Genomic DNA, 22,382 nt, shown 5'->3' with positions numbered 1-22,382 from the left:
GACGGTCTGCCTACCGCATCAGATATTTTGCCACCGCGTCATAGGCAGGCAGCGATGTCGGATCGTTGGCGGCATTGCCGGCCTGCGGGGTGGACGCGAACCGCGCGATGACCATGCGGGCCTTGGGATCGACATAGATGGCCTGTCCGTGGACGCCGCGCGCCATATAGGCGCCGTTCTCATTGTGGCTTACCCACCACATGCCCCGGTAGCTCCAGCCCTTCAGCAGCGGATAGCCGGCCTTCGCGAACACCGCCTTGTCACCGCCTTTGCGAATGCTTTCGACCGCAGCCTCCGGGACCAGGCGCCGGCCATTGATGACCCCGCCTTCCAGCATCAGCTGTCCGATGCGGGCAAGGTCGCGCAGGCCGGCGTTGAGCCCGCCGCCGGCAAAGGGCGTGCCGATGGAATCGACCGTATAATAACCGTCCTGTTCGGCCCCCATCTTGCTCCAGATGCGATCGGCCAGAAGGTCCGTCACAGATTGGCCGGTGACACGCGCGATGATCCAGCCCAGCGCGTCGGTGTTGATGGTCTTGTAGCCGAAGGCCGCGCCATGCTCGCCTTCCTTGGCGACGGTTTCGAGATATTCGAAATAGGTCTGCGGCCCGGTGTAGCCAGCGGGCTTGGGCAGCGGGTTGCCGGCCGCGCCATAGCGCCAGACATCGGCATCGGGATCGGCATAGTCCTCGTTGTAGCGAAGACCGGTGGTCATATCGAGCACCTGCCGCACGGTGGCATCGCCGAACGCGCTTTTGGCAAGCTCCGGCACGATGGCGGCGACCTTCGCCGTCTCGTCGAGCTTGCCTTCCGCCACCAGCATTTCGCCAAGCAGGCCGGTCAGCGATTTCGTCACGGACATGGCGCCATGCTGGCCGGTATCGCCCAGGCAGCCGGCATAGCGTTCGTAGACGATGACGCCGTCGTGCAGGATGACGATGCCATCGGTGTAATTGGCCGACAGCGATTGCGCCCAGGTCATCGGTGTCGTGCCGTTCAGCGGCGTGAAAGTCAGCGCGTCGATCTTGTCGTCGAGTTTGCGTTCCAACGGAATCGGCGCGTCGAGCCCACGGCTCACGCCGACCGTCGGCATCAATTGGCGAAAATGGCAAACGGTCCAGCGCAGCTTGGGAAAACTGAAATAATCGGGATCCGAAAAGCGGATGATCTTGTCCGCCGGCGGTGGCGAGCCGATCATCCAGCCGAGTTTCGCCGGGTCGGAAGCCTCTGCCGACATCGTCTTGTCCTCCTGTGCCGCGGACGGGGTACACGCCATCGCTGCACCGAATGCGAGAGCGATCAAACAAGCGGCAAGCCTGCGCGGCCCAGCTTCAGAAATCGACAACGACATTGACGAAACCTCCTGTCCAGACGGGTGCATCCGCAGCGACGACGGAATTGGCTCCTGGCCCGGGAAAGGAAACACTGAACCCCGCCGTGAGATAGGTGTTTGGGTTCAGGACGCGATTGTATTCCAGAAAGATGTCATCGGCGAGGTGCCTGGCGGTGACGCCGGCGATCGGGTTCGGCACGCCATTGGCATTGACCACCCGCGTTGCCTGACCGAACTGGATCGGGCTCAGCAGCTCATTGGCGCTGATATAGGCGTAGCGTAATGTGAATGTATCGCGTTCCGTCGGCGTGACGCGCAGGCTGAGCTGATGTGCGTTGATGTTGGAATTGATGAAGACCATCGACGATTTCGAGCCGGTCGACCACGCACTGGGGCTGCCCTCGTAGAACAGCGGATCGAAGCGTTCGAGTTTCGTAGTCGCGGGGTCGTCGCCCGAAAAGGTCTGGTAGGAATAGACCAGGGTCGGCGCCCACGAATAGTCTGCGAAGGTATAGCCGAGCTGGAGGCGGCCGGCCCAGGCCTGCATGTCGATGCGATTGTTCTGCTCATAGGCAAAATCGCCAGCCACGAAGAAGCCGTCGAAGCTCTCACCGAACGGCTTGCCCTTGCCGTACAGGTTGACGAAATTCAGGCCGGCGCGGGCATCGGGCAAAACCTCCGGTACACCAAGGCCTCCGGGAGCGGCCTTCGGGTAGGGGGCCGTGGATTCCAGCACATGGCCGATTGTGGCGCCTGCGAAACTGTCGTCGTCGGCTTGATAGCGAAGATCGGTGCCGACGATCTGGGTGTTGGTGTCGCTGTTCGAGCGTTCGTTTGCATCGAGGTAGAAGGCGGTGACCGTGAAATCGTCGAAGCCGAACCGGCCGATGGCGGCAGCTTCCCATGCCTTGCGCGGTCCGAGCTTGAGCGCGCCGCGCTCGAAACCGCTCGAACCGCCATTGGCCAGCAGCATTCCGGTGCCTGCCTTGAACTCGCGCGGCCCAAGCGAGACGTCGAATGATGGACTGGCCGGTTTTTCGGAGCTCAGTCCGAGATAGCCTTCCTCCAGCGTGACGGCGCCGGTATTGCCGGTGTCATAGGCATCGAAGCCGAGCGTGCCGGACGCGACGGCTGAGACCTTGCCGTAGAGGGTGAGGCCACCAAGGCCCTGGGTGAAACTCAGCCCCGGCTTGACGTAACCTTCGAGCCAGGTCGCCTTGGGGTCGAAGCCGGCCGATGGCGCAAAGCTCTCGGCATAATTCCAGAACAGATTGTGCTCGGAAACGGCGTTCAACCCGGCCTGCAGATGCGCACGCAGGACGAAGCCATTGCGGTCAAGCAGAATCATACGATCTTCGGCATGCGCCCAGCCGACGTGAATCAAGGTTCCGCAGAGCAGCAATCCGGTCCTGGCGGCGATGCTGAGCTGCACCCTGGGCCTGCACCTGTTCGTTGGTTGTCTGCCAACAGTGACCCAGATTGTTTCGGCTGTCCACCAAAGCGCCCTGTGCAGGCAAGCCCACCGGGGCGCTGGCGCCACGATCGACAATTCGATTGCCCGGCCCGCAATGTCAGTTGCGTGGCAGGGCCAAATTGGGCCACATCGGCGACGCGTTCGAGATGGGAGAGAAAGCTGGATCAGGCGTCGTCAGCGGCTGCAAGCCGGCCGTTCTCCGTCACCAACCGCTCGGTGCTCGCCATCGCGGTGCCGATGACGCTTGCCTATCTCACCACGCCGCTGCTCGGCCTCGTTGATACCGCGGTGGTTGGCCAGTTCGGCGATGCCGCGCTGCTCGGCGGGCTTGCCGCCGGCGCGCTGGCTTTCGACGTCGTCTTCACCACCTTCAACTTCCTGCGCTCCGGCACCACCGGGCTGGTCGCCCAGGCCTTCGGCCGTGGCGACGCAGCCGAAGAGCAGGCCGTGTTCTGGCGCGCAGTGCTGATCGCCATCGTTGCCGGCGTCATCCTTGCGGCGCTCGCGCCGGTCGTATCGCTGCTCGGCCAGAAATTCATGGGTGCCGAGGCCCGCGTCAGCGAGGCGATGGACACCTATGTCCGTATCCGTCTGCTGGCCGCGCCGTTCTCGCTCGTCAACTATGCCATCCTCGGCTACGTGCTCGGGCGCGGCGAGGGCAATCTCGGCCTGTTCCTGCAGATCGTGCTCAACGGCATCAACATCGCGCTGTGCATCGTGCTCGGCCTCGAGCTCAACTGGGGCGTTTCGGGCGTCGCCTGGGCAACGGTGATCGGCGAGTTCTGCGCCATGCTGCTCGGGCTGGCGATCGTTGTGAGGCGCTTCGCGCGCAGCGGGCAGCTGCCGCTGAGCCGTATCCTCGACTGGACGGCCTACAGGCACATGATGTCGCTCAACCGCGACATCATGATCCGCTCCTTCTCACTGCTTGCCGCCTTTGCCCTGTTCACCCGCCAGGGCGCCCAGTTCGGCACGGTGACGCTGGCCGCCAATGCCGTGCTGATGAATTTCTTCCTGATCGCCGGCTATTTCCTCGACGGCTTCGCCACGGCGGCCGAACAGCTTGCCGGCCGCGCCATCGGCGCCCGCGCCGAAAACTCGTTTCGCCGCGCCGTGCGGCTGACGCTGTGGTGGGGCTACGGGCTGGCCGGTACGGCAACCCTGGTGCTGTTGTTCGGTGGTGCCGCACTCGTTGGCGTCGTCACCACCTCGGCTGCGGTACGCGACGTCGCAGACATCTATCTGCCCTGGGCGGCCTTCACCGCAATCAGCGGCGTCCTCGCCTTCCAGATGGACGGCGTCTTCATCGGCGCTACCTGGTCACGCGACATGCGCAACATGATGCTGCTGTCGTTCGTTGTCTTCCTGGCGGCATTGCTGACGCTGGCGCCGGCCTTCGGCAATCACGGCCTCTGGGCTTCTTTGCACGTCTTCCTGCTGGTGCGCGGCTTCAGCCTGTTCGCGATCATGCAGCGGCGGGTGCGGGAGGCGTTTTAGGGAGGCAGTAGGCAGTAGGCAGTAGGCAGTAGGCAGTAGGCAGTAGGCAGTAGGCAGTAGGCAGTAGGCAGTAGGGGTGTCTTCGTCGCAGCGCTGGGTTCTGGTGTTCCAAACAGCGTCTTGTCGTGCTTTTCTCGACTGCCGACTGCCGACTGCCGACTGCCGACTGCCTATTCCCCCAATCCCTTCTTCAGCCACTCATCCAACCCACTGTCGCGCAGGTCGCGGATGGATTTCAGCCCATCCTTTTCCACGGCGCGCAGCATGCCGCTGACGATGCGTCCCGGCAGCGACGGGCCGGCATAGATCATGCCGGTGTAGAGTTGGACGAGGTCGGCGCCGGCGCGGATCTTGGCGAGTGCGGTTTCCGCCGAGTCGACGCCGCCGACGCCTATTATGGCGCGGTCCGGACCAAGCAGCTTGCGCATCCTGGCCAGCACCGCCGTCGAGCGTTCGAACAGCGGCTTGCCGGAAAGCCCGCCGGTCTCGCCGGCATGCGCAGCACTGTTCAGCGCCGGGCGCGCGATCGTCGTGTTGGAGACGATGATGCCGTCCACCGCCTTTTCGGTGACTTCGGCGGCAATGTCCTCGAGCTCGGCCTCGACCAGATCGGGCGCGATCTTCAGGAACACCGGCGGCTGGCGTGTCGCCTTGCCGCGCGCCGCCATGACGCGCGACAGCAATTCGCCCAACTGCTCGCGCGCCTGCATGTTGCGCAGGCCCGGCGTGTTCGGCGAGGAAATGTTGACGGTGAGATAGGAAGCCAGCGCGGCGAACCGCGCGACGCCTTTTTCATAGTCGCCGCTGCGGTCGGCGCTGTCCTTGTTGGCGCCGATGTTGACGCCGACGATGCCGCTGCGGCCCCGGCGCGCCATCAGGCGCCTTTCGGCGGCCTCATGGCCTTCATTGTTGAAACCCAACCGGTTGATCACCGCCTCGTCGCGGGTCAGGCGGAAGATGCGCGGCTTCGGGTTGCCAGCCTGCGGCAGCGGCGTCACCGTGCCGACCTCGGCGAAACCGAAGCCGAGGCCAAGCAGCGCGTCCGGCACCTCGGCGTTCTTGTCATAGCCTGCCGCCATGCCGAGCGGGTTCGGGAAGTCGAGGCCGCACAGGCGGACATTGAGACGGGAATCGCGCGGAACGCGTGAAGCGACCGGAACGCCGCAGCGCAGGGCGGTGATCGACAGTCCGTGCGCGGTCTCCGGATCGAAGCTGAACAGGACCTGCTGGCCGATGCGGTCGATCAGGCTCATTCAGCCTCCAGCGGCGGGAAGACATGGCTGCCGTCGGCGCCGAGCGGCAGCGGTTTCACCCAGGCGACAGCATCAAGCGTGAACTCGGCATAGAGGTGCGGGAACAGGTCGCCACCACGCGAGACCTCGTATTTCAGCGCCGGTCCGAGCCTGGCTTCATCGAGCGCCACCAGCACCAGGTCGTCGAGACCGGCGAAATAGCGGGCTGCCGTTTCCTTGACCTGGGCGCCGGTCGAGAAATGGATGTAGCCGTCGGCGAGGTCGACCGGGGCCCCGGTGAAACGGCCCGCGGCTTCGGCTTCCTGCCACAGCGACTGCGGCGCGATCTTGTAGATAAATCGTGACATGGCAGCGCTATAGTCGGATTGTGGCGAACGGGAAAGGGCGCGAAACGCGCTTTCCGCAATTCCGGCGCTCACGGGAAGAACGCATTGCGTGCTTTCCGTAATTCCGGCGCCCACGGGAAGAACGCATTGCGTGCTTTCCGTAATTCCGGCGCAAAGCGCGGCCATACTGCGCAAAACGGCTGAAGGAGAACACCATGCGTATCGACAGGCTGATCGTTCCCGCCGCATTGGCCGGCCTGCTGGCGGCTCCCGCATTCGCCGAGGACGCCAGCCGCTACAAGCTGGAAAAGACCAATGACGGTTACGTGCGCATGGACACGCAGACCGGCGCGATGTCGATCTGCAACGAACGCGACGGCCAATTGGTGTGCCGTGTTGCTGCCGACGAGCGCACCGCTTTCCAGGACGACATCGATCGCTTGCAGGGCTCGGTCAAGTCGCTGGAGGAGCGCGTAGGCAAGCTCGAGAATTCGCTGACGGCGCGGCTGGAATCCAAGCTGCCGAGCGAAGAGGAGTTCAACAAGACGATGGGCTATATGGAGCGTTTCGTGCGCGGCTTCATGGGCATCGTCAAGGACATGGACAAGGAAACCGACCAAGCCAAGCCGAACCTGCAGAAGACCTGATCCGGGTATTCCAGAGCATTTCCGGCGACTTTGCTGGAATTGCTCTATCCGGCGCGGTCGCGTCCATAGAGATGCACCGTGGGGTCGCCGTCATGGCTGGCGTCGCGCAGGCGAAAGCCGTGTTTTTCCAGCAGGCGGATTGATTTGATGTTGGCCCGGTCGACCGTTGCCAGCACGGTCTCGATGCCGCGTCTGTCGGCGATGTCGATGAGCGCCGCGACAATCTCATCGCCGAAGCCTTGCCGCCAGTTGGCGACGGTGAGGCCGTAGATGATCTGCTCGGGACCGTCTTGCGGCCGCGCAAACCCGGCCCAGCCGATCAACTGCCCGCTCGAACGGGCGATCACCGCCCCCGTTCCGTAGCCATGGCGCTTCAGGTTCTCGCCCGACCTGGTCACCCAGAGCTGTGCGTCCTCGAACGACAGCGGCTCGCCGTCCCCGACATAGCGGGCGACTTCCGGATCGGAAAAGACACACACCAGCCTGGCCGCGTCCGACGGTTCGAATGGGCGGATCGTCAGACGCGGGGTCTCGACCACTCCGTCCAGGATCATTTTTTTTGCCTCGGCATTTCGGTCCGGCCTGCCACCTGCGTGGAGTCTTACGCCGTTTGCACTCGGCATGTCTGTTGGAAAACGGTTGCCGGAGTCTTTGCCGCTTGAAAACGCCGGCCGCGCCCGCATAATCCGACCCGCTTGATCCTGCGTCAAACAAGGATCGGGGAGGACCATTTGCCGGCAGGCTACAGCTTCGTCATCGCTGACGATCACCCCTTGTTTCGCGGCGCGCTCAAGGCGGCACTTGCCGGCGTCGGTGACGTTGGCGCCATCCACGAGGCCGGCGACTTCGACAGCGTCAAGGCACTGGTGACCGCCAATGAGGACATCGATCTGCTGCTGCTCGACCTGTCGATGCCTGGGGCCAGCGGCCTGTCGGGGTTGGTGGCGTTGCGCGGCATCCATCCGTCGGTGCCGATGGTGGTGGTCTCGGCGCATGACGATCCCGTCACCATCCGCCGTGCGCTCGAACTCGGCGCTTCCGGCTTCATCTCCAAGTCGGCCAGCATGGAGGAGATCCGCGACGCGGTGAAAGCCGTGCTCGCCGGCGATATCGCCGCCCCCGCCGGCATCGATCTCGGCGTCGAGCGCGATCCGGAAATCTCCGACCTCATCAAGCGCCTGCAGACATTGACCCCGCAGCAGACGCGGGTGCTCGGCATGCTGGGCGCCGGCCTGCTCAACAAGCAGATCGCCTATGAGCTCGGCGTGTCGGAAGCCACGATCAAGGCGCATGTCTCGGCGATCCTGCAGAAGCTCGACGTCGACAGCCGCACGCAGGCGGTGATCCAGCTGTCGAAGATCGGCACCGATCCGCTACAGGGCGGTTGAACCCTACTCCGCCGCCGGCGCCAGCGGCTTCACGCGCGCCATCATGGTGCGCAACGCTGCCGGCTTCACCGGCTTGTTGATCACCGGAACATCGAGTTCGGCGGCGGCGGTGCGGACTTCGCCCGACCGGTCCGCCGTCACCAGCACTGCCGGTATCGCGTCGCGATAGTGCCGGCGCAGCCCGATGATGACGTCCAGTCCGGTCTCGCCGTCAAGGTGATAGTCGGCAAGGATGAGGTCGGGCTGCGGTGCGCTTCCGGCGCGCGCCTGGAAATCGGCTGAACCGGAGAAGGTCGTGACCGTGCAGCCCCAGCCTTCGATCAGAAGCCGCATGCCTTCCAGGATGCGGGCGTCGTTGTCGATGCAGGCGACCGTCAGGCCGGAGAGTGTCGAGCCGGCGCGGGCGATCGCGCGTGGCCTGGCCTCCGGCACCGCTGCGGCGGTCTCCGCCACCGGTAGCACGATCGAGAAACGGGTGCCCTTGCCCTGGTTCGAGAACAGCCTGATCTCCAGCCGCAGCACGCGGGCGATGCGGTCGACGATGGAGAGGCCGAGGCCAAGCCCCTGCGCTTCGCGCGCGCCCTCGTCGAGCCGGGTGAATTCGCGAAACACCGTGTTCAGCTTGTCGCCGGCAATGCCGATGCCGGTGTCGATCACCTGCACTTCCGCCAGCTCGCCGCGCCGGCGCACGCCGACGAGGATCTGGCCCTTGCGGGTGTATTTGATGGCGTTGGAAACCAGGTTCTGGATCAGCCGGCGCAGCAGGTTGCGGTCGGTGGTCACCGACAGCGACGACGGCACGATGGTCAGCTTCAGCTGCTTTTCAGCGGCCAGCGGCTTGAAGTCGGTGCCGATCTGGCGAAGCAGGCCGTCGAGCCGGAATGTCGTCTCTTCCGGTTTCATCGCGCCGGCATCGAGCCGCGAGATGTCGAGCACGGCGCCCAGGATGGTCTCCACCGATTCCAGCGAGGATTCGATGTTCATCGCCGCTTGCCCAGCGACACCCTTACCTGCCTTTTCGATCAGCGAGGCACAATAGAGCCTGGCGGCGTTGAGCGGCTGCAGGATGTCGTGGCCGGCGGCGGCCAGGAAGCGTGTCTTGCCGAGATTGGCTTCCTCGGCCAGCATCTGTGCCTGCGCCAGTTCCTCGTTGACGCGGGTGAGCTCGGCGGTACGGCTCTTGACGCGCTGTTCCAGCGATTCGTTGGCACGCTTCAGCGCAAGGTCGGATTCCACGCGCGCCGAGACATCGGCATAGGTGGCGACAAGCCCGCCATCCGGCATCGGGTTGGAGCGCAGCTCCAGGGTACGGCCGCTGGTCTTGAGTTCGAGCTGCCAGGGACTGACGAAATTGGCCAGCCGGTCGAGAACGACGAGCCGCGTGTCCGGCGAGATGTCGCCGCGATCGGCGAGATGGCGGAGGATCTGGTCGAGCGAGACACCGACCTGGCCCATGTCGTCGGGCAGGTCGAACAAGGCTCGGTATTGCCGGTTCCAGCAGATCAGCCGGAAGTCGCGGTCGAACACCGTGATGCCTTGCTCCATCTGGTCGAGCGCGATCTGCAGCAGGTCGCGATTGTGCTGCAACGCTTCGGTGGCGTCGTCGAGCAGACGGAACGCATCCCTGGATTCGCGGTCGTTGCGGCGAAACAGCAGCGACAGCACCAGCCGCGCCGAGGATGAGCCGACGGCGCTCGCCAGCAGTTGTTCGGAAAAGCGGATCACCTCCATGCTGGCCTGTTCGTTGCCGTGCAAGGTGAGGCCATTGTCGCGCTCGAAGCTCTGGAACGATCGTTCGGTGCGCTCGACGCCGAGATAGCGGCCGATCGTGTCCTTGAGGTCGTTCACCGTCGTGGCGGTGCGGAAGCGGCGCAGGCTGGGCATCGGGTTGGCGTCGCGCGGCACGAAGATCGCCGCCTGGATGCGTTCCAGCGGTACCGACACGCGCGACAGCGAGCCCAGCAGGAAGAACAGCGCGTTGATCGACAGGCTCCACATCACGCCGTGGTTGAGCGGCTCGGCCGCCGTGCCGAACAGCGCCTGCGGCCGCAGCGCCTCGATGCCGAACAGGCCCTGGGTGACGATGTAATTGTCGGGCGCGGCGAGCGAGGGAAACAGCAGCGTGTAGGCCCACACCGCGATGCCGGCCACCATGCCGAGCGCGGCTCCGCGTCCATTGGCGCGGCGCCAGATCAGGCCGCCGATCAGGGCAGGGGCGAACTGTGCGATCGCCGCGAACGACATCAGGCCGATCGAGGAGAGGCGGGCGCTGTCGGTCGAGGCGCGGTAGTAGAGGAAGGCGATGAACAACACGATGAAGATCGAGCCGCGCCGCACATTGAGGATCAGTGTCGACCAGTCCTCGTTTTCCGAGGCGCTGTTCTTCAGCACACGGCGCACGAACAGCGGAATGACGAGATCGTTGGAGATCATGATGGCAAGCGCGACGCTCTCCACGATGACCATCGCCGTTGCAGCGGAAAGTCCGCCGATGAAGGCAGCCATCGCCAGGGCGTCATGACCGCCGAGCAATGGCAGCGACAGCACGTAGAGGTCGCTCGAGGTGCGATCGCCGACGACGGTGAGGCCCGCCAGCGCGATCGGCAGCACGAACAGATTGATGGCGATCAGATAGAGCGGAAACACCCAGGTCGCGGTGCGCAGCTCGCGCTGGCTGCGGTTCTCCACGATCATCACGTAGAACTGGCGCGGCAGCATGACGATGGCGAAGGCGCTGAGACCCGTCAGCACCAGCCAGGTGGCGAGCGAGGTGCGGTAGCTCATCGCCTGCTGCACCCGGGCATTGGCGGCGAGTTTGTCCAACATGTCGCCGGGGCCACCGAACACCAGGAAGGTGACGAGCAGCCCGATGGCGACAAAGGCCGCGAGCTTCACCACCGATTCCACCGCGACCGCCAGGACGAGGCCATCCTGGTGCTCGGTGGCGTCGGCGTGGCGGGTGCCGAACAGCACGGCAAAGACGGCCAGCAGCATCGCCACGATCAGCGAGATGTCGGAAACGAAGGGATCGAAGGAGGGCGGCGAGCCGGAATAGTGCTCGACCATCAGGCTGACCGAGCCGGAAATCGCCTTCAATTGCAGTGCGATGTAGGGAACGGCGCCAACCGTTGCGATCAGCGTGGCGATGGCCGCCACGGTGAAGCTCTTGCCGTAGCGGGCGCCCAGGAAGTCGGCCACCGAGGTGATCTTTTCGGCCTTGGCCAGCCGCACGATGCGCGACAGCAGCGGATAGCCGAACATGAACAACAGCACCGGGCCGATATAGATGCCGAGGAACTCCCAGCCGCGCTCGGACGACAGCCCGACCGAGCCGAAGAAAGTCCAGGACGTGCAGTAGATGGCAAGGCTGAGCGCGAAGATCAGCGGCCGTGGCCTGCCGGGACCGCTCACGGCGGCGCGCCGGTCGCCGATGCTGGCGACCGCAAACAGCAGCGTCACATAGGCGAGCGCTATGATGACGATGAACCAGCCCTGCACGCCGGATGTTCCTCCCAGAGCATGATCCCGAAAAGTTGCAGACTTTTCGGACAAAGATCATGCGACAAACAAAAGATATCGCTTCGAGGCAACCACAGCTTCGCCGGTGTGTCCATTACGACCTTGGGTGCGGACGATCGCGCAGGCGTCTCAACCCTGCGTTTCGTTTTTGCTCGTGCTGTGATGCATTTTTGTTATTGTTTCCGCGAATCGGCAGTGGGGCCGGTTGCCGAGGGTCGTGGCGCGGCGCCACGAAAAAGGAGGACAAAATGCTGAAAGAATTTCAGGAGTTCATCTCCAAAGGCAATGTCATGGATCTGGCGGTCGGTGTCATCATCGGCGCCGCCTTCAGTAAGATCGTCGACTCGCTGGTCAATGACATCATCATGCCTTGGATTGGAGCCATCGGAGGTGTCGACTTCTCGAACTATTTCCTGGGGCTTTCATCCGCGGTAACGGCCACCAATCTTGCTGACGCGCGCAAGCAGGGTGCCGTATTCGCCTATGGCAATTTCATTACCGTGCTTTTGAATTTCATCATCCTCGCCTTCATTATCTTCCTTATGGTCAAGATGGTGAACAACATGCGCAACCGTCTGGTTGCACAGAAGGCAGCCGAGGCTCCGGCGGCACCGCCGGCTGATGTCGCGCTGCTCACCGAAATCCGCGACCTGCTCGCCAAGAAGTAAATCCAGTCTCCTGGACCAAGAACCCGGCCGCCTGCGGCCGGGTTTTGCTGTTTTCGGACTATCTCAAACGCGATAGCACTTCGAGACGATACAAGACGGAACCTGCGTATGGATATGTTCGAGACCTTGCGCGCGGAAGCGCGCGCCGCACCTGAGAGCGGCATCGTTGCCGTCATGAACCATGGCCGCGGCCGCGACGGCATGATCCCGCTCTGGGCAGGCGAGGGCGATCAGCCTACGCCTGCCTTTATTGCCGATGCCGCCAGCCGAGCGCTCAGCAACGGCGAGACCTTCTACACCTGGCAGAAGGGCATCCCGGAAGTGCGGCAGGCGCTCAGTCACTACTATGAGCGTCATTTCGGCAGGAGTTTCGCACTGGAGGAATTCATCCTCACCGGTTCCGGCATGCATGCGATCCAGCTTGCGCTCGATGCCGTCGCCGGCAAGGGCGACGAGGTGATCTATCTGTCGCCGGCCTGGCCGAATTTTGCGGCGGCAGCCGGCATCAGCGGCGCGGTGCCGGTTCCGGTGGTGCTCGACCTCACCGATAATGGCTGGACCTGCGACGTCGAGAAGATCGCGGCTTCCATCACGCCGCGCACGCGGGCGATCTTCGTCAACACGCCCTCGAACCCGACCGGCTGGACCGCCGACCACGACACCTTGCGGGCGATCCTCGAACTGGCGAGGGCAAGGGGCCTCTGGATCATCGCCGACGAGATCTACGCGCTGTTCCACTATGATGGCGGCCGTGCCCCATCCTTCATCGACGTCATGCGCGACGATGATCGTATCCTCTTCGTCAACAGCTTCTCGAAGAACTGGTCGATGACGGGCTGGCGCGTCGGCTGGATCAAGACGCACCCTTCGCTGCAGCAGGTGTTCGAGAACCTGATCCAGTACTCGACCTCGGGCGTGGCGCAGTTCATGCAGCGTGGCGCGGTGGCGGCCCTCGACCAGGGTGATGCTTTCGTCGCCGGCCAGGTCGCGCATGCGCGCCAGGCACGCGACCTTGTCTGTGACATCCTCGGGCGCACCGGCAAGATACGTTTCGCGGTTCCGCCCGGCGCCTTCTATCTGTTCTTTTCCGTCGACGGCCTGAGCGATTCCCGCGCCGCCGCCTTCGATATCGTCGACCATGCCAATGTCGGCCTCGCGCCGGGCACAGCCTTCGGCGTTGGCGGCGAGAAATTTCTCAGATTGTGCTTCCTGCGCCGCCTGGACCAGCTTGAAGAAGCCGCAACCCGCATCGCGGACTGGACGCGGCGCTTGTAATTTCGCGCAAGATTGTTACGAGCAATATTATTACGTGCCTCTCAGCAGGCGACATTTGCCGCTCCCGACGGAAGGCTTGAGGAAAGTACGCCAGATGACTGCCCAGACGACAGCAAAGCCGCGCATTGAACTGATCCCGCATGCCTCGCCGACTTCGCCGGAAGCGCGCGCCGCGCTGATGGCCAATCCCGGCTTCGGCAAGGTGTTCTCCGACCACATGGTCACCATCACCTGGAGCGTCGATCGCGGCTGGCACGATGCACAGGTTCGCGCTCGCGCCCCCTTCGCCATCGATCCGGCGGCAGCCGTGCTGCACTACGCCCAGGAAATCTTCGAGGGCATGAAGGCCTATCGCACCCCGGACGGGCTGGCACTCTTTCGTCCTGAGGAGAATGCCCGCCGCCTCAACCTTTCGGCCGAGCGCATGGCAATGCCGTCGATCCCGGAAGACCTGTTCATCGAAGCGGTCGAGACGCTGGTGCGCACCGACGCCGCCTGGGTGCCGGAAGGCGACGGCAGCCTGTATCTGCGCCCCTTCATGTTCGCCAGCGAAGCCTTCCTCGGCGTGCGCCCGGCCACCGAATACATCTTCTGTGTCATCGCCTCGCCGGTCGGCGCCTATTTCAAGGGCGGCTACAAGGCGGTCAGCGTCTGGGTGTCGGACGACTATACCCGCGCGGCTCCCGGCGGTACCGGTGCTGCCAAGTGCGGCGGCAACTATGCCGGTAGCCTCGTCGCCCAGGCCGAAGCCACCCGCAATGGCTGTGACCAGGTCGTCTTCCTCGATGCGGCCGAGCGCCGCTGGATCGAAGAACTCGGCGGCATGAACGTCTTCTTCGTCATGGATGACAAGCGCATCGTCACCCCGCCGCTCGGCACCATCTTGCCCGGCATCACCCGCGCTTCGATCATGAAGCTCGCTGCCGAGGCCGGCTACACGGTCGAGGAGCGGCTCTACGGCTTCGACGAGTGGCAGGCCGATGCCAAGAGCGGCAAGCTGCGCGAGGCGTTCGCCTGCGGTACCGCCGCCGTCATCGCCGGCATCGGCACGGTGAAGTTCCGCGAGGGCTCGTTCTCGATCGGCAACAGCGGCGACGGTGAGGTCACCTCGCAGCTGCGCGCCAAGCTGGTCGGCGTGCAGCGCGGCACCGTCAAGGACGACCACGGCTGGATGCGCAGCATCTGACCCGGAGCGTTTCCGGTTTTCACGGAAACGCTATAAGCTTTTGTTTTCGCCGCATTTTTGTAACTCCAAGTGATTCCGCTTGGCTGCAAAAATGCTCATGGCCTTACGGTCGCGTCAGCAGCGATCCAAAACCAGCCTGAAAACAAAGGACTGAAGCGTTCCCGTGAGAAGCGGAAACGTTTCGAAAATGCGTTGGAGCAGACAAGATGCCATTCCTCCCAAGAATCGTCGTGGCTCTGGTGGTCGCGCTCGTCGTCGGTTTAGGCTTCATGGCTTATGACAAGAAAACCGGCGCGGAATGGGTGGTCTCACCGGAACAGATCGCTGCCGGCAACGGTTCGGTTGAGACACGTCCGGGCACCGTCGCCGTGCGCGCGATCCGCAGCGAGATCGCCGACGTGCTCCCCTACAAATGGGCCATCAGCGGTCTCATCGCCGGCGGATTGGCTTTTTTCATGCTGCGCCGCAGGAGCACATGATCCATCGCGCAGGATTTCTCCCTGACGTCCGGATCGCTGCCTTTCTCAACAAGGCCACCGGCGGCTTCGGGGACAATCTCACCGCGCCAGTTTCAGGGTGCCAGTCTGACGGTGATTGTCGCGCCGGGGGCTGACAATTGTTCCGCCAGTCCCTTGGCCGTGGTCGCATCGAAGCCGCTGACCGTGATCTTGCCTTCCACGATCGGCTCACGCACGACCGGTTCCAGGATCACGGTTTCGCCGACCAGAAGCTGTGTCTTCCGTCCGATCGCTGCCGTGGTGAAGTCGCCGAAGGCCTTGGCGCTGTCCGCTGCCAGCACGACGCTGACGACAGTCTCTCCGTAAAGCGGGTCCCTGGTGGTCTCGGCTTTGGCGACCTTGAGCGAAACAGGAGCGATGACCTTTTGCGGTTCGGCTGGCGCGGTGGGACTGCTGCTGCCGCTTGCGGCTGAATATTTGTCCAGGTCCAGAGGCTGTGTGGGAGCCAGCGGACTGACGCTCTGAGCCGACACGCTTTTGGCATCCCAGGCTGGCGGCTTGGGCAGCGCCGGCAATTGATCGTCGCGCCAGATATGGGTGACGTTGGTGAGTTTGATGCCACCGGTGTCCACGGTCACGCTGTCCAGCGCTTCCACGGTCGCACCGTCCTGCAGCGATACGATCAAGGTGAGGTCGCGGGATTTCTGCGCGCTCCGGACCCGCGCCATCTGTTCATCGCTCAGCTGCTTTGCACGATCGCCGAATGCCGTGATCGCCTTGTCGGTCGACGTTTTCGTGGCTGCCTGCAAGGCGGCCGCGTCGAAGCTCTGCTTCACGCTGAATGTGGCGGTACGCCTGGCGCTGTCGGTCGACTCGAATTTCCAGGCCGACGTAACGGGGACGATGCCATCTCCGATGCTTTCCTCGCCCTTTGCGGTCCACGTGCCGCCGATCTCGCTGACGGCGTCCTGCGAGGCCTGCCCCAGGCTGAGGGCGATGACCTCGGGGATAAGCGCGTCAACGACCTTGAGCGGGTTGGCCTTGATCGCCTGAACCATCTGGCTGGCGACACTGTCGGCCGGCACCGTCGCGCCGCCTGGACCGGACGCTGCGACAAGGCTTTCCATACGGGCGACGATCTGGTCGGCTCCGACCAAAGCTGTCGGATAGCCTGTCAGATCGGTCTCCAGCTCCAGCAGCTGCACGCCATAGGCGGCAAGCGAATTCGCATATTGTGGGTTCATCGCGTAGGAGTCGGCCGTGCTCAGCGCCGCCGGCGGCAGCGCAGGTGACAGCGCCCATTGAACCCGCATGCCCTTGTCGTCGCGCGAAACCACCGCGGTCTGCTGGCGGAAATCCCCACGCATCACCATGGAAGCCGCTTCCGGCTTGTCGAACCACAGCGACATGTCGGTCTCGGTTGTCTTCTCGATACGATAGGTTGCAATCTTGCCGATCTCCGGCTTGTAGCCGGGAATGGTGACTTTTTCACCCGCCCACGCCGTTCCGGTGGCGATCACGAATGCCAGGGCCAGTAGGATCAGTGGCCGCGGACACCTGTGGCGGTTGTCAGTGGTAAGAATTGTCATTGCGCATTCCGTTCAACGCCTCACTCGCAACCTGGAGCATTTTGTAGCCAAGTGGAATCACTTGGCGTTACAAAATGCGGCGAAAACAAAACTTAGAGCGTTTCCACGTTTCCGTGAAAAACGGAAACGCTCCAGAACATCGATCCCGGGCAAGGAAGAGGCCCAATCTCCGGTGCTCCATCACTCCCCTTGCTGCGCCCTGATGCGCACCCTTCCGATGCGGCGCTTGTCGAGGGAGACGACTTCAAAGCGCCAGCCTTCGGTCTCGAGCGCGTCGCCCTCCTTCGGCAGGTGGCCAAGCCCGGTCAGGACATAGCCGGCGAGCGTGGCATAGCGGTTCGCGTCATCGACCAGGTCGTGATCGATCGCGCTGCTGAGCTGGCGGATGTCGACGAAGCCGTCGGCCAGCCATGACCCGTCGTCCTGGCGTTCGAGCATGGCCGCTTCCTCGTCCATGTCGGGAAATTCGCCGGCAATGGCTTCCAGTATGTCGGTCGGTGTGGCGATGCCTTCGAGGGATCCGTGCTCGTCGACGACCATGGCCATCTGCACCGGCGAGCGCCGCAACTGCTCCATCACGGTGAGCACGTCAGTGGTTTCATGCACGACCACCGGCTCCCGGGTCAGGCGTGCCCAGTCGATCGGCCCGCCGTCGAGCAATGCACCGGAAAGTTCCCCGGCCACGGCCACGCCGACAAAGTCCTCGACCTTGTCGCGGGCCAGGATGACGCGGCCATGCGTGAGTTTGCGGACGGCAGCCCGCAAGGTCTCGGCATCTTGGTTCAGATCCAGCCATTCCAGTTCGTTGCGCGGCGACATGATCGAAGAGACCGGGCGCTCGCCAAGGCCGAGCACGCCGCGGATCATTTCCTTTTCCTCGGGCTTGAACAGCTCTCCCTGCTTGCTCTGCTCTGCGATGACGTCGACGATCTCGCCCAGCGGCTGCGCGCCGACACGGCCGCCAAGAAGGCGCAGCACGGCCTCGGATGTCCGCTCGCGCAGGTCGCCGCTGCCGATGACCTTCTCGCGGTTGTGGCGGCCAAGCTGGTTGGCCGCCTCGATCAGGACAGAGAAGCCGATCGCGGCATAGAGGTAACCCTTCGGGATGTGGAAACCGAAGCCTTCGACGACGAGGCTGAAACCGATCATCAGAAGGAAGCCGAGGCAGAGGATGACCACGGTCGGGTGGCGTGACACGAACGCCATCAGGGGCTTCGAGGCAGCGATCATGACGGCCATGGCCACGCAGACGGCCACGATCATCACCCACAGCTCGTCGACCATGCCGACGGCGGTGATGACGCTGTCCAGCGAGAACACCGCATCGAGCACCACGATCTGCACGATGACCTGCCAGAACACGGCCTGGATCACCTTGCCCTGTTTCGGCCTGTGGTCGCCCTCCAGGCGCTCGTGCAGTTCGAGCGTGCCCTTGGCGATCAGGAAGACGCCGCCGAGGATGAGAATGATGTCGCGGCCCGAGAACGAGAAGGCGGCGATCGAGAACAAGGGCTGCGTCAGCGTCACGATCCAGGAGATCGAGAACAGCAATGCGATGCGCATCAGCAACGCGAGCGACAGGCCGATCACACGCGCCCTGTTGCGCTGATGCGCGGGCAGCTTGTCGGCCAGGATCGCGATGAAGACGAGATTGTCGATACCGAGCACGATTTCGAGCACGACAAGGGTGATGAGGCCGGTCCAGATGGCTGGATCCGCGAGGAGTTCCATTGTTGGTCCTAAGGGTTGTTGCGTGAACGCAGAAAGCCCCAGGCGGGAACACCGGAGGTCGAAACAAAGCGTAGCGGATTATGGGTTAGACCGAGGCAGCTGGTTCCGCATTGCGAAACCAGCTGCCTTCGGTGTCGACCGTCGCCCGGACTACTGTCGCCCGAACCACTACTGTCGCTGGTACTGTCGCCGTCGTCTGGCAAGAGTGTGTAACTTTGCGTTTCCGCGTTTCCGCGAAAAACGGAAACGCTCCATGGACGTAATTTCTGCGAAGCCACCCTAACAGCAACACACCGGCTTCGAAAGCCCGGTCGCCGGAAAGGTGCGGTCGACATGGAAACGTGGCAACCTGTCGGAGACCTCAGGAAGAGAATGCACCCGCAATGAGCAACCCCTCGATCGCTTCAACAAAGTCCGGTTTTACGACGGCGGATTTTCTGAGTACCTACCGCTATTGGGCACTCTTTTTCTCTTCGCTTTTCGTGGCCTTTGGCGGGGAAGGGCTGACCACATTCTTCCCCCTGGCATTGCAGCAAACCGGACTTGACCCCCAAGGTGTGGGGATATTCTTCCTGGGATCGACCCTCGGTCTGGTTGTCGGCGCCTTCCTGTCGCTTATCGTGGCAATGCGCCAGGGTGGGACGGCTTTGATTGTGCCCGCCCTTGTCTGTGGTCTTGTCACAGCCGGTTTTTTGGTGATGCCTGTCGCCTGGGGATCGCCCGTATTGCTGTTTCTGTTCGGACTGGCGGTCGGGACGGTTAGGGCCGTTTTCCCGATCGCGACCGCGATTATCCTGGTGAGCGGGCGGCCGGGAAAACTCGACTTCGCCTGCGTTTTCGTCCTGATGTCGGCGACTATACTGGTGTCGCGCTTTGCCCCGATGGGGGCGGGATTGTTGTATGCGTTTATTGGAGACGGCTTGATCGTCTGGCTCCTGCTGGGCTGCCTGTTCCTTGCAACATTGGTTCTGCTGCCGGCACGACCGCTCGACTTCAGCGCAGCTCCACGCCATCGTCACGAGCCACTGCCTCCCAGGCAGAGATCGCCGCTTGGCGTCGCAGCCATCCTGCTGGCTCCGCCGATCTTGTTCCTGCTCGTGGGACTTGCCGCCCATTTTCTGCAGGTCACCACGTTCGGCAATACCAGCCCGCTCGCCCTGCTCCTGTCGTTTCTGCTGCTCTGTGCCGCAGTGGGTACACTCATCTACCTTGCCTACTGGGTTTACCGCATCCACGGAGAACTGGCGGGCGCGCAGGCTTCGCAACGACTGCTCACGCCCCGCGCTGCGGCGCTGGTTGCCATCTTTGCGCCGTTTGGATTGCCGATCCTGACGGTGACCCTCGGCGATCTTCTCAACGATCGCGCCCGCGACAGAGGGCAGGCGGCGTTGATTTCGTTGCCCTGGCTGGCTGTGTGGAGCTTTCTTCTGCCACCACTCGCCATCGCCTTCATCCAGAATGCGGCGAACAGGAGTTATGCCACGGGCAGTTGAGGCTGCTCAGGCTCGACGTGTCGACGTCTTGCTCAAGCAGGTTCCGCGGCGGTGTATGCGACGGCGATATCGAGCACCCAAGTGATGCCGTAGCGATCCCTGAGCATTCCATAGAGCGGCGACCAGCCTGCAGCCGCCAGTGGCTGGATGATCGTTGCTCCGACCGCGAGCCTTGCCCAGAAGGTAGCGATCTCCTCCGCGTCGTTGCCTCGGACCGAAACGAAGAAGGCGCCATCGCCGGCATTCCAGGGCAAATGCCCCGGCACATCATATGCCATGATGGCGAAGCCGTTGCGGGCCACGACCTGTCCCCACATCACCTGGCTGGCTTCGGCCTCGGCATGGATGTTGCCCGCAGCTTCGTAGGTCACGACGGTCAGCTCGCCGTCGAACACGGATCGATAGAAGCCCAGCACTTCTTGAGCTGAGCCGCGAAAGTTGAGATGCGGGACTGTGTTCACTGTCATCGGGAAGTCTCCATTGGATCGGGTCGACCATACGTGATACCAACTGACAATTTCCGGCAGTTGATAATGGCCCGACCCGATCGTCTGTTTCGGCTCCTGCATGCCCTGCGCATGCTGCCGGCACCTGCCACGGCAGCGCGCCTCGCCGAGGAGACCGGCGTTTCACTGCGGTCGCTCTACCGCGACATCGACAGCCTTCGCGCTGCGGGAGCACGGATCGAGGGTGAGCGTGGTTACGGCTATCGCCTCACCGAAGATGATGCACTGCCGCCGCAGACCTTCGACCGGATGGAGCTGGAAGCGATCGCTTTGGGGATGGCCGATCTTCAAGGCTTCGGCGATCCGTCACTCGCCCGGGCCGCGGCGTCCGTCCTCGCCAAGATCGGCGCGGCGATCCCGACCGATCGCGAGCAGCAGCTCTTTCACGCGATATCGCACGTGTATCGACCGCTACCGCGTTATGAGCAGGTGCAAGGTATCGACGTCATTCGCGAAGGCTGCTGGCTCGAACGCGCTCTCGACTTCCGCTACGTCGATGCAGCGGGTGCCGAAACCGAGCGAACGGTTTTCCCGCTGGCAATCATGTACGCGAATGTCTCGGTCTCGCTGCTTGCATGGTGCTGCCTGCGGGATTCGTTCAGAATCTTCCGCGTCGAGCGGATCGAGCAGGTTCGCCTCGGATCGAAGAGCTTCAGGCCAAGACGCGCCGCGCTGCTGCGCGACTATCTCGACCAGCTCCGTCGGCAGGAGGTGAGCTGATGCGGCCTCGTCGCCCGCGGGCGACCTGTCAGCCGCCGGACTTCGGTACCAGCAGCGGGATGATCCGCTCGCTCTCGGTGACGGCGGGGCGGCCTGTCGAACCGTAGGGAATACCGAGCGCGTCCCAGGTCTCGACCAGCGCGTCGCGCAAGCCGTCGATCAGCACGTCGTCGTGGAACGGCGTCGGCGTGATGCGCAGCCGCTCCGTGCCGCGCGGCACGGTCGGATAGTTGATCGGCTGGATGTAGATGCCGTGCACGCCGAGAAGGCGGTCGCTCGCCATCTTGCAGAGCTCCGGCTCGCCGACCAGCAACGGCACGATATGGGTGGCCGAGTTCATCACCGGCAGGCCGGCGGAGGCCAGCACCTGCTTGGTGCGTTCGGCCTGGCGCTTCTGGCCGTCGCGCTCGACCTGCGAGGATTTGAGGTGACGGATCGAGGTCGTCGTCGCGGCGGCGATGGCCGGCGGCAGCGCGGTGGTGAAGATGAAGCCCGGCGCGTAGGAGCGCACGGCGTCGACGACGGCGCGTGGACCGGTGATGTAGCCGCCCAGCGTGCCGAACGCCTTGGCGAGCGTGCCTTCGATGATATCGATGCGGTCGACCAGGCCTTCCTGCTCGGTGATGCCGCCGCCATGCGGACCATACATGCCGACGGCGTGGACCTCATCGATATAGGTCATGGCGTTGTATTTGTCGGCGAGATCCGCGATCGCCTCGATCGGCGCGATGTCGCCGTCCATGGAATAGACGCTCTCGAACACGATCAGCTTGGCGCGCTCGCGCCCGGCGCTCTGCAGCAGGCTTTCCAGATGGGCCACGTCGTTGTGACGGAAGATCTTCTTCTCGGCGCCCGAGCGGCGGATGCCTTCGATCATCGAGGCATGGTTGAGCTCGTCGGACAGGATCAGGCAGTTCGGCAGCAGGCGCGCGATGGTCGAGATGCCGGCCTCGTTGGAAACGAAGCCGGACGTGAAGACCAGGCCGGCCTCCTTGCCATGCAGGTCGGCGAGCTCGAGCTCAAGCTCAACCAGCGGGTGGTTGGTGCCGGAAATGTTGCGTGTGCCACCGGCGCCGGTGCCCATGCCGCCGGCGGCAGCCTGCATCGCGGCGATGACGTCGGGATGCTGGCCCATGCCGAGATAGTCGTTGGAGCACCAGACGGTGATTTCCTGGGCGCGGCCATTGGCGCGCCAGATCGCGCGCGGAAACTTGCCCGCGATGCGTTCCAGATCGGCGAATACCCGGTAGCGGCGCTCCGCATGGAGCTGGTCGATCGCTTCCTCGAAGAACCGCTGATAGTTCATCTCTGCTTCCCAA

Annotated in this window: 19 protein-coding genes; 9 read left to right on the top strand and 10 right to left on the bottom strand. The window is 63.6% G+C overall.

Annotated elements, in window-relative coordinates:
- Positions 1 to 10: 10 nt before the first annotated feature.
- Both AC3WTO_RS27000 and AC3WTO_RS26995 read right to left on the bottom strand, forming a co-directional pair.
- Positions 11 to 1,237, bottom strand: a complete 1,227-nt coding sequence (locus AC3WTO_RS27000) for a serine hydrolase domain-containing protein (RefSeq protein ID WP_492464014.1) — start codon at positions 1,235 to 1,237, stop codon at positions 11 to 13.
- A gap of 94 nt (positions 1,238 to 1,331) precedes the next feature.
- Positions 1,332 to 2,681 carry an alginate export family protein gene (locus AC3WTO_RS26995; RefSeq protein WP_492558447.1) on the bottom strand — a complete coding sequence of 450 codons (1,350 nt, stop codon included), beginning with the start codon at positions 2,679 to 2,681 and terminating at the stop codon, positions 1,332 to 1,334.
- A 285-nt stretch (positions 2,682 to 2,966) separates the two neighbouring features.
- Between AC3WTO_RS26995 and AC3WTO_RS26990 the strand changes: the two genes are divergently transcribed.
- Entirely contained in the window at positions 2,967 to 4,304 is a 1,338-nt protein-coding gene (locus tag AC3WTO_RS26990) for an MATE family efflux transporter (RefSeq protein WP_492464125.1), read from the top strand.
- A 170-nt stretch (positions 4,305 to 4,474) separates the two neighbouring features.
- Here the strand turns inward: AC3WTO_RS26990 and AC3WTO_RS26985 are convergent, their stop codons facing one another.
- Together AC3WTO_RS26985 and AC3WTO_RS26980 are read right to left on the bottom strand one after the other, a co-directional pair.
- Entirely contained in the window at positions 4,475 to 5,557 is a 1,083-nt protein-coding gene (locus AC3WTO_RS26985; protein WP_492464016.1) for a quinone-dependent dihydroorotate dehydrogenase, read from the bottom strand.
- Positions 5,554 to 5,904 (bottom strand): DUF952 domain-containing protein, encoded by a 351-nt coding sequence (locus AC3WTO_RS26980; protein ID WP_492464017.1) that lies wholly within the window; start codon positions 5,902 to 5,904, stop codon positions 5,554 to 5,556. Before AC3WTO_RS26980 ends, AC3WTO_RS26985 begins: the two co-directional genes overlap by 4 nt.
- Before the next feature lie 194 nt (positions 5,905 to 6,098).
- On the opposite strand from AC3WTO_RS26980, the gene AC3WTO_RS26975 reads away from it, so the two are divergent.
- Positions 6,099 to 6,530 (top strand): hypothetical protein, encoded by a 432-nt coding sequence (locus tag AC3WTO_RS26975; protein ID WP_492464018.1) that lies wholly within the window; start codon positions 6,099 to 6,101, stop codon positions 6,528 to 6,530.
- A gap of 44 nt (positions 6,531 to 6,574) precedes the next feature.
- Here the strand turns inward: AC3WTO_RS26975 and AC3WTO_RS26970 are convergent, their stop codons facing one another.
- The gene (locus tag AC3WTO_RS26970) at positions 6,575 to 7,084 is read right to left on the bottom strand and encodes a GNAT family N-acetyltransferase (RefSeq protein ID WP_492464019.1); all 510 of its coding nucleotides are present in this window, start codon (positions 7,082 to 7,084) and stop codon (positions 6,575 to 6,577) included.
- Positions 7,085 to 7,261: 177 nt separating this feature from the next.
- Between AC3WTO_RS26970 and AC3WTO_RS26965 the strand changes: the two genes are divergently transcribed.
- Positions 7,262 to 7,918, top strand: coding sequence for a response regulator transcription factor (locus tag AC3WTO_RS26965; protein ID WP_492464020.1), 657 nt, complete (start codon positions 7,262 to 7,264; stop codon positions 7,916 to 7,918).
- A 3-nt stretch (positions 7,919 to 7,921) separates the two neighbouring features.
- On the opposite strand, the gene AC3WTO_RS26960 is transcribed toward AC3WTO_RS26965, so the two are convergent.
- Positions 7,922 to 11,416, bottom strand: a complete 3,495-nt coding sequence (locus AC3WTO_RS26960) for a PAS domain-containing hybrid sensor histidine kinase/response regulator (protein ID WP_492464021.1) — start codon at positions 11,414 to 11,416, stop codon at positions 7,922 to 7,924.
- Between the two features lie 269 nt (positions 11,417 to 11,685).
- Here AC3WTO_RS26960 and mscL point away from each other — a divergent pair, with 269 nt between their 5' ends.
- The 4 genes from mscL to AC3WTO_RS26940 all read left to right on the top strand — a co-directional run bounded on the left by mscL (position 11,686) and on the right by AC3WTO_RS26940 (position 15,045).
- Complete coding sequence (mscL, locus tag AC3WTO_RS26955) at positions 11,686 to 12,105, top strand: large conductance mechanosensitive channel protein MscL (RefSeq protein WP_492464022.1); 420 nt, start codon at positions 11,686 to 11,688, stop codon at positions 12,103 to 12,105.
- A gap of 108 nt (positions 12,106 to 12,213) precedes the next feature.
- Positions 12,214 to 13,380, top strand: a complete 1,167-nt coding sequence (locus AC3WTO_RS26950) for a pyridoxal phosphate-dependent aminotransferase (RefSeq protein ID WP_492464023.1) — start codon at positions 12,214 to 12,216, stop codon at positions 13,378 to 13,380.
- 94 nt (positions 13,381 to 13,474) lie between these two features.
- Positions 13,475 to 14,566 carry a branched-chain amino acid aminotransferase gene (locus tag AC3WTO_RS26945; protein WP_492464024.1) on the top strand — a complete coding sequence of 364 codons (1,092 nt, stop codon included), beginning with the start codon at positions 13,475 to 13,477 and terminating at the stop codon, positions 14,564 to 14,566.
- Between the two features lie 206 nt (positions 14,567 to 14,772).
- Positions 14,773 to 15,045 (top strand): hypothetical protein, encoded by a 273-nt coding sequence (locus AC3WTO_RS26940; protein WP_492464025.1) that lies wholly within the window; start codon positions 14,773 to 14,775, stop codon positions 15,043 to 15,045.
- 92 nt (positions 15,046 to 15,137) lie between these two features.
- Here AC3WTO_RS26940 and AC3WTO_RS26935 read toward each other — a convergent pair whose 3' ends face one another.
- Together AC3WTO_RS26935 and AC3WTO_RS26930 are read right to left on the bottom strand one after the other, a co-directional pair.
- On the bottom strand, positions 15,138 to 16,613 hold the full coding sequence (locus AC3WTO_RS26935; RefSeq protein ID WP_492464026.1) for a SecDF P1 head subdomain-containing protein: 1,476 nt from the start codon (positions 16,611 to 16,613) through the stop codon (positions 15,138 to 15,140).
- Positions 16,614 to 16,793: 180 nt separating this feature from the next.
- Positions 16,794 to 18,344 (bottom strand): TerC family protein, encoded by a 1,551-nt coding sequence (locus AC3WTO_RS26930; RefSeq protein ID WP_492464027.1) that lies wholly within the window; start codon positions 18,342 to 18,344, stop codon positions 16,794 to 16,796.
- A gap of 383 nt (positions 18,345 to 18,727) precedes the next feature.
- On the opposite strand from AC3WTO_RS26930, the gene AC3WTO_RS26925 reads away from it, so the two are divergent.
- Entirely contained in the window at positions 18,728 to 19,837 is a 1,110-nt protein-coding gene (locus AC3WTO_RS26925) for an MFS transporter (protein WP_492464028.1), read from the top strand.
- Between the two features lie 32 nt (positions 19,838 to 19,869).
- Here AC3WTO_RS26925 and AC3WTO_RS26920 read toward each other — a convergent pair whose 3' ends face one another.
- Entirely contained in the window at positions 19,870 to 20,304 is a 435-nt protein-coding gene (locus tag AC3WTO_RS26920; RefSeq protein WP_492464029.1) for a VOC family protein, read from the bottom strand.
- A 66-nt stretch (positions 20,305 to 20,370) separates the two neighbouring features.
- Between AC3WTO_RS26920 and AC3WTO_RS26915 the strand changes: the two genes are divergently transcribed.
- On the top strand, positions 20,371 to 21,063 hold the full coding sequence (locus AC3WTO_RS26915; protein WP_492464030.1) for a helix-turn-helix transcriptional regulator: 693 nt from the start codon (positions 20,371 to 20,373) through the stop codon (positions 21,061 to 21,063).
- A gap of 28 nt (positions 21,064 to 21,091) precedes the next feature.
- Here AC3WTO_RS26915 and hemA read toward each other — a convergent pair whose 3' ends face one another.
- Complete coding sequence (gene hemA / locus AC3WTO_RS26910; RefSeq protein WP_492464127.1) at positions 21,092 to 22,369, bottom strand: 5-aminolevulinate synthase; 1,278 nt, start codon at positions 22,367 to 22,369, stop codon at positions 21,092 to 21,094.
- Positions 22,370 to 22,382 lie beyond the last annotated feature (13 nt).

The organism is Mesorhizobium sp. EU05-FHT14A09 (assembly GCF_058790995.1).
The sequence above is the reverse complement of the archived record's forward strand: the minus strand, read 5'-3'. Positions and strand labels throughout refer to the sequence as shown.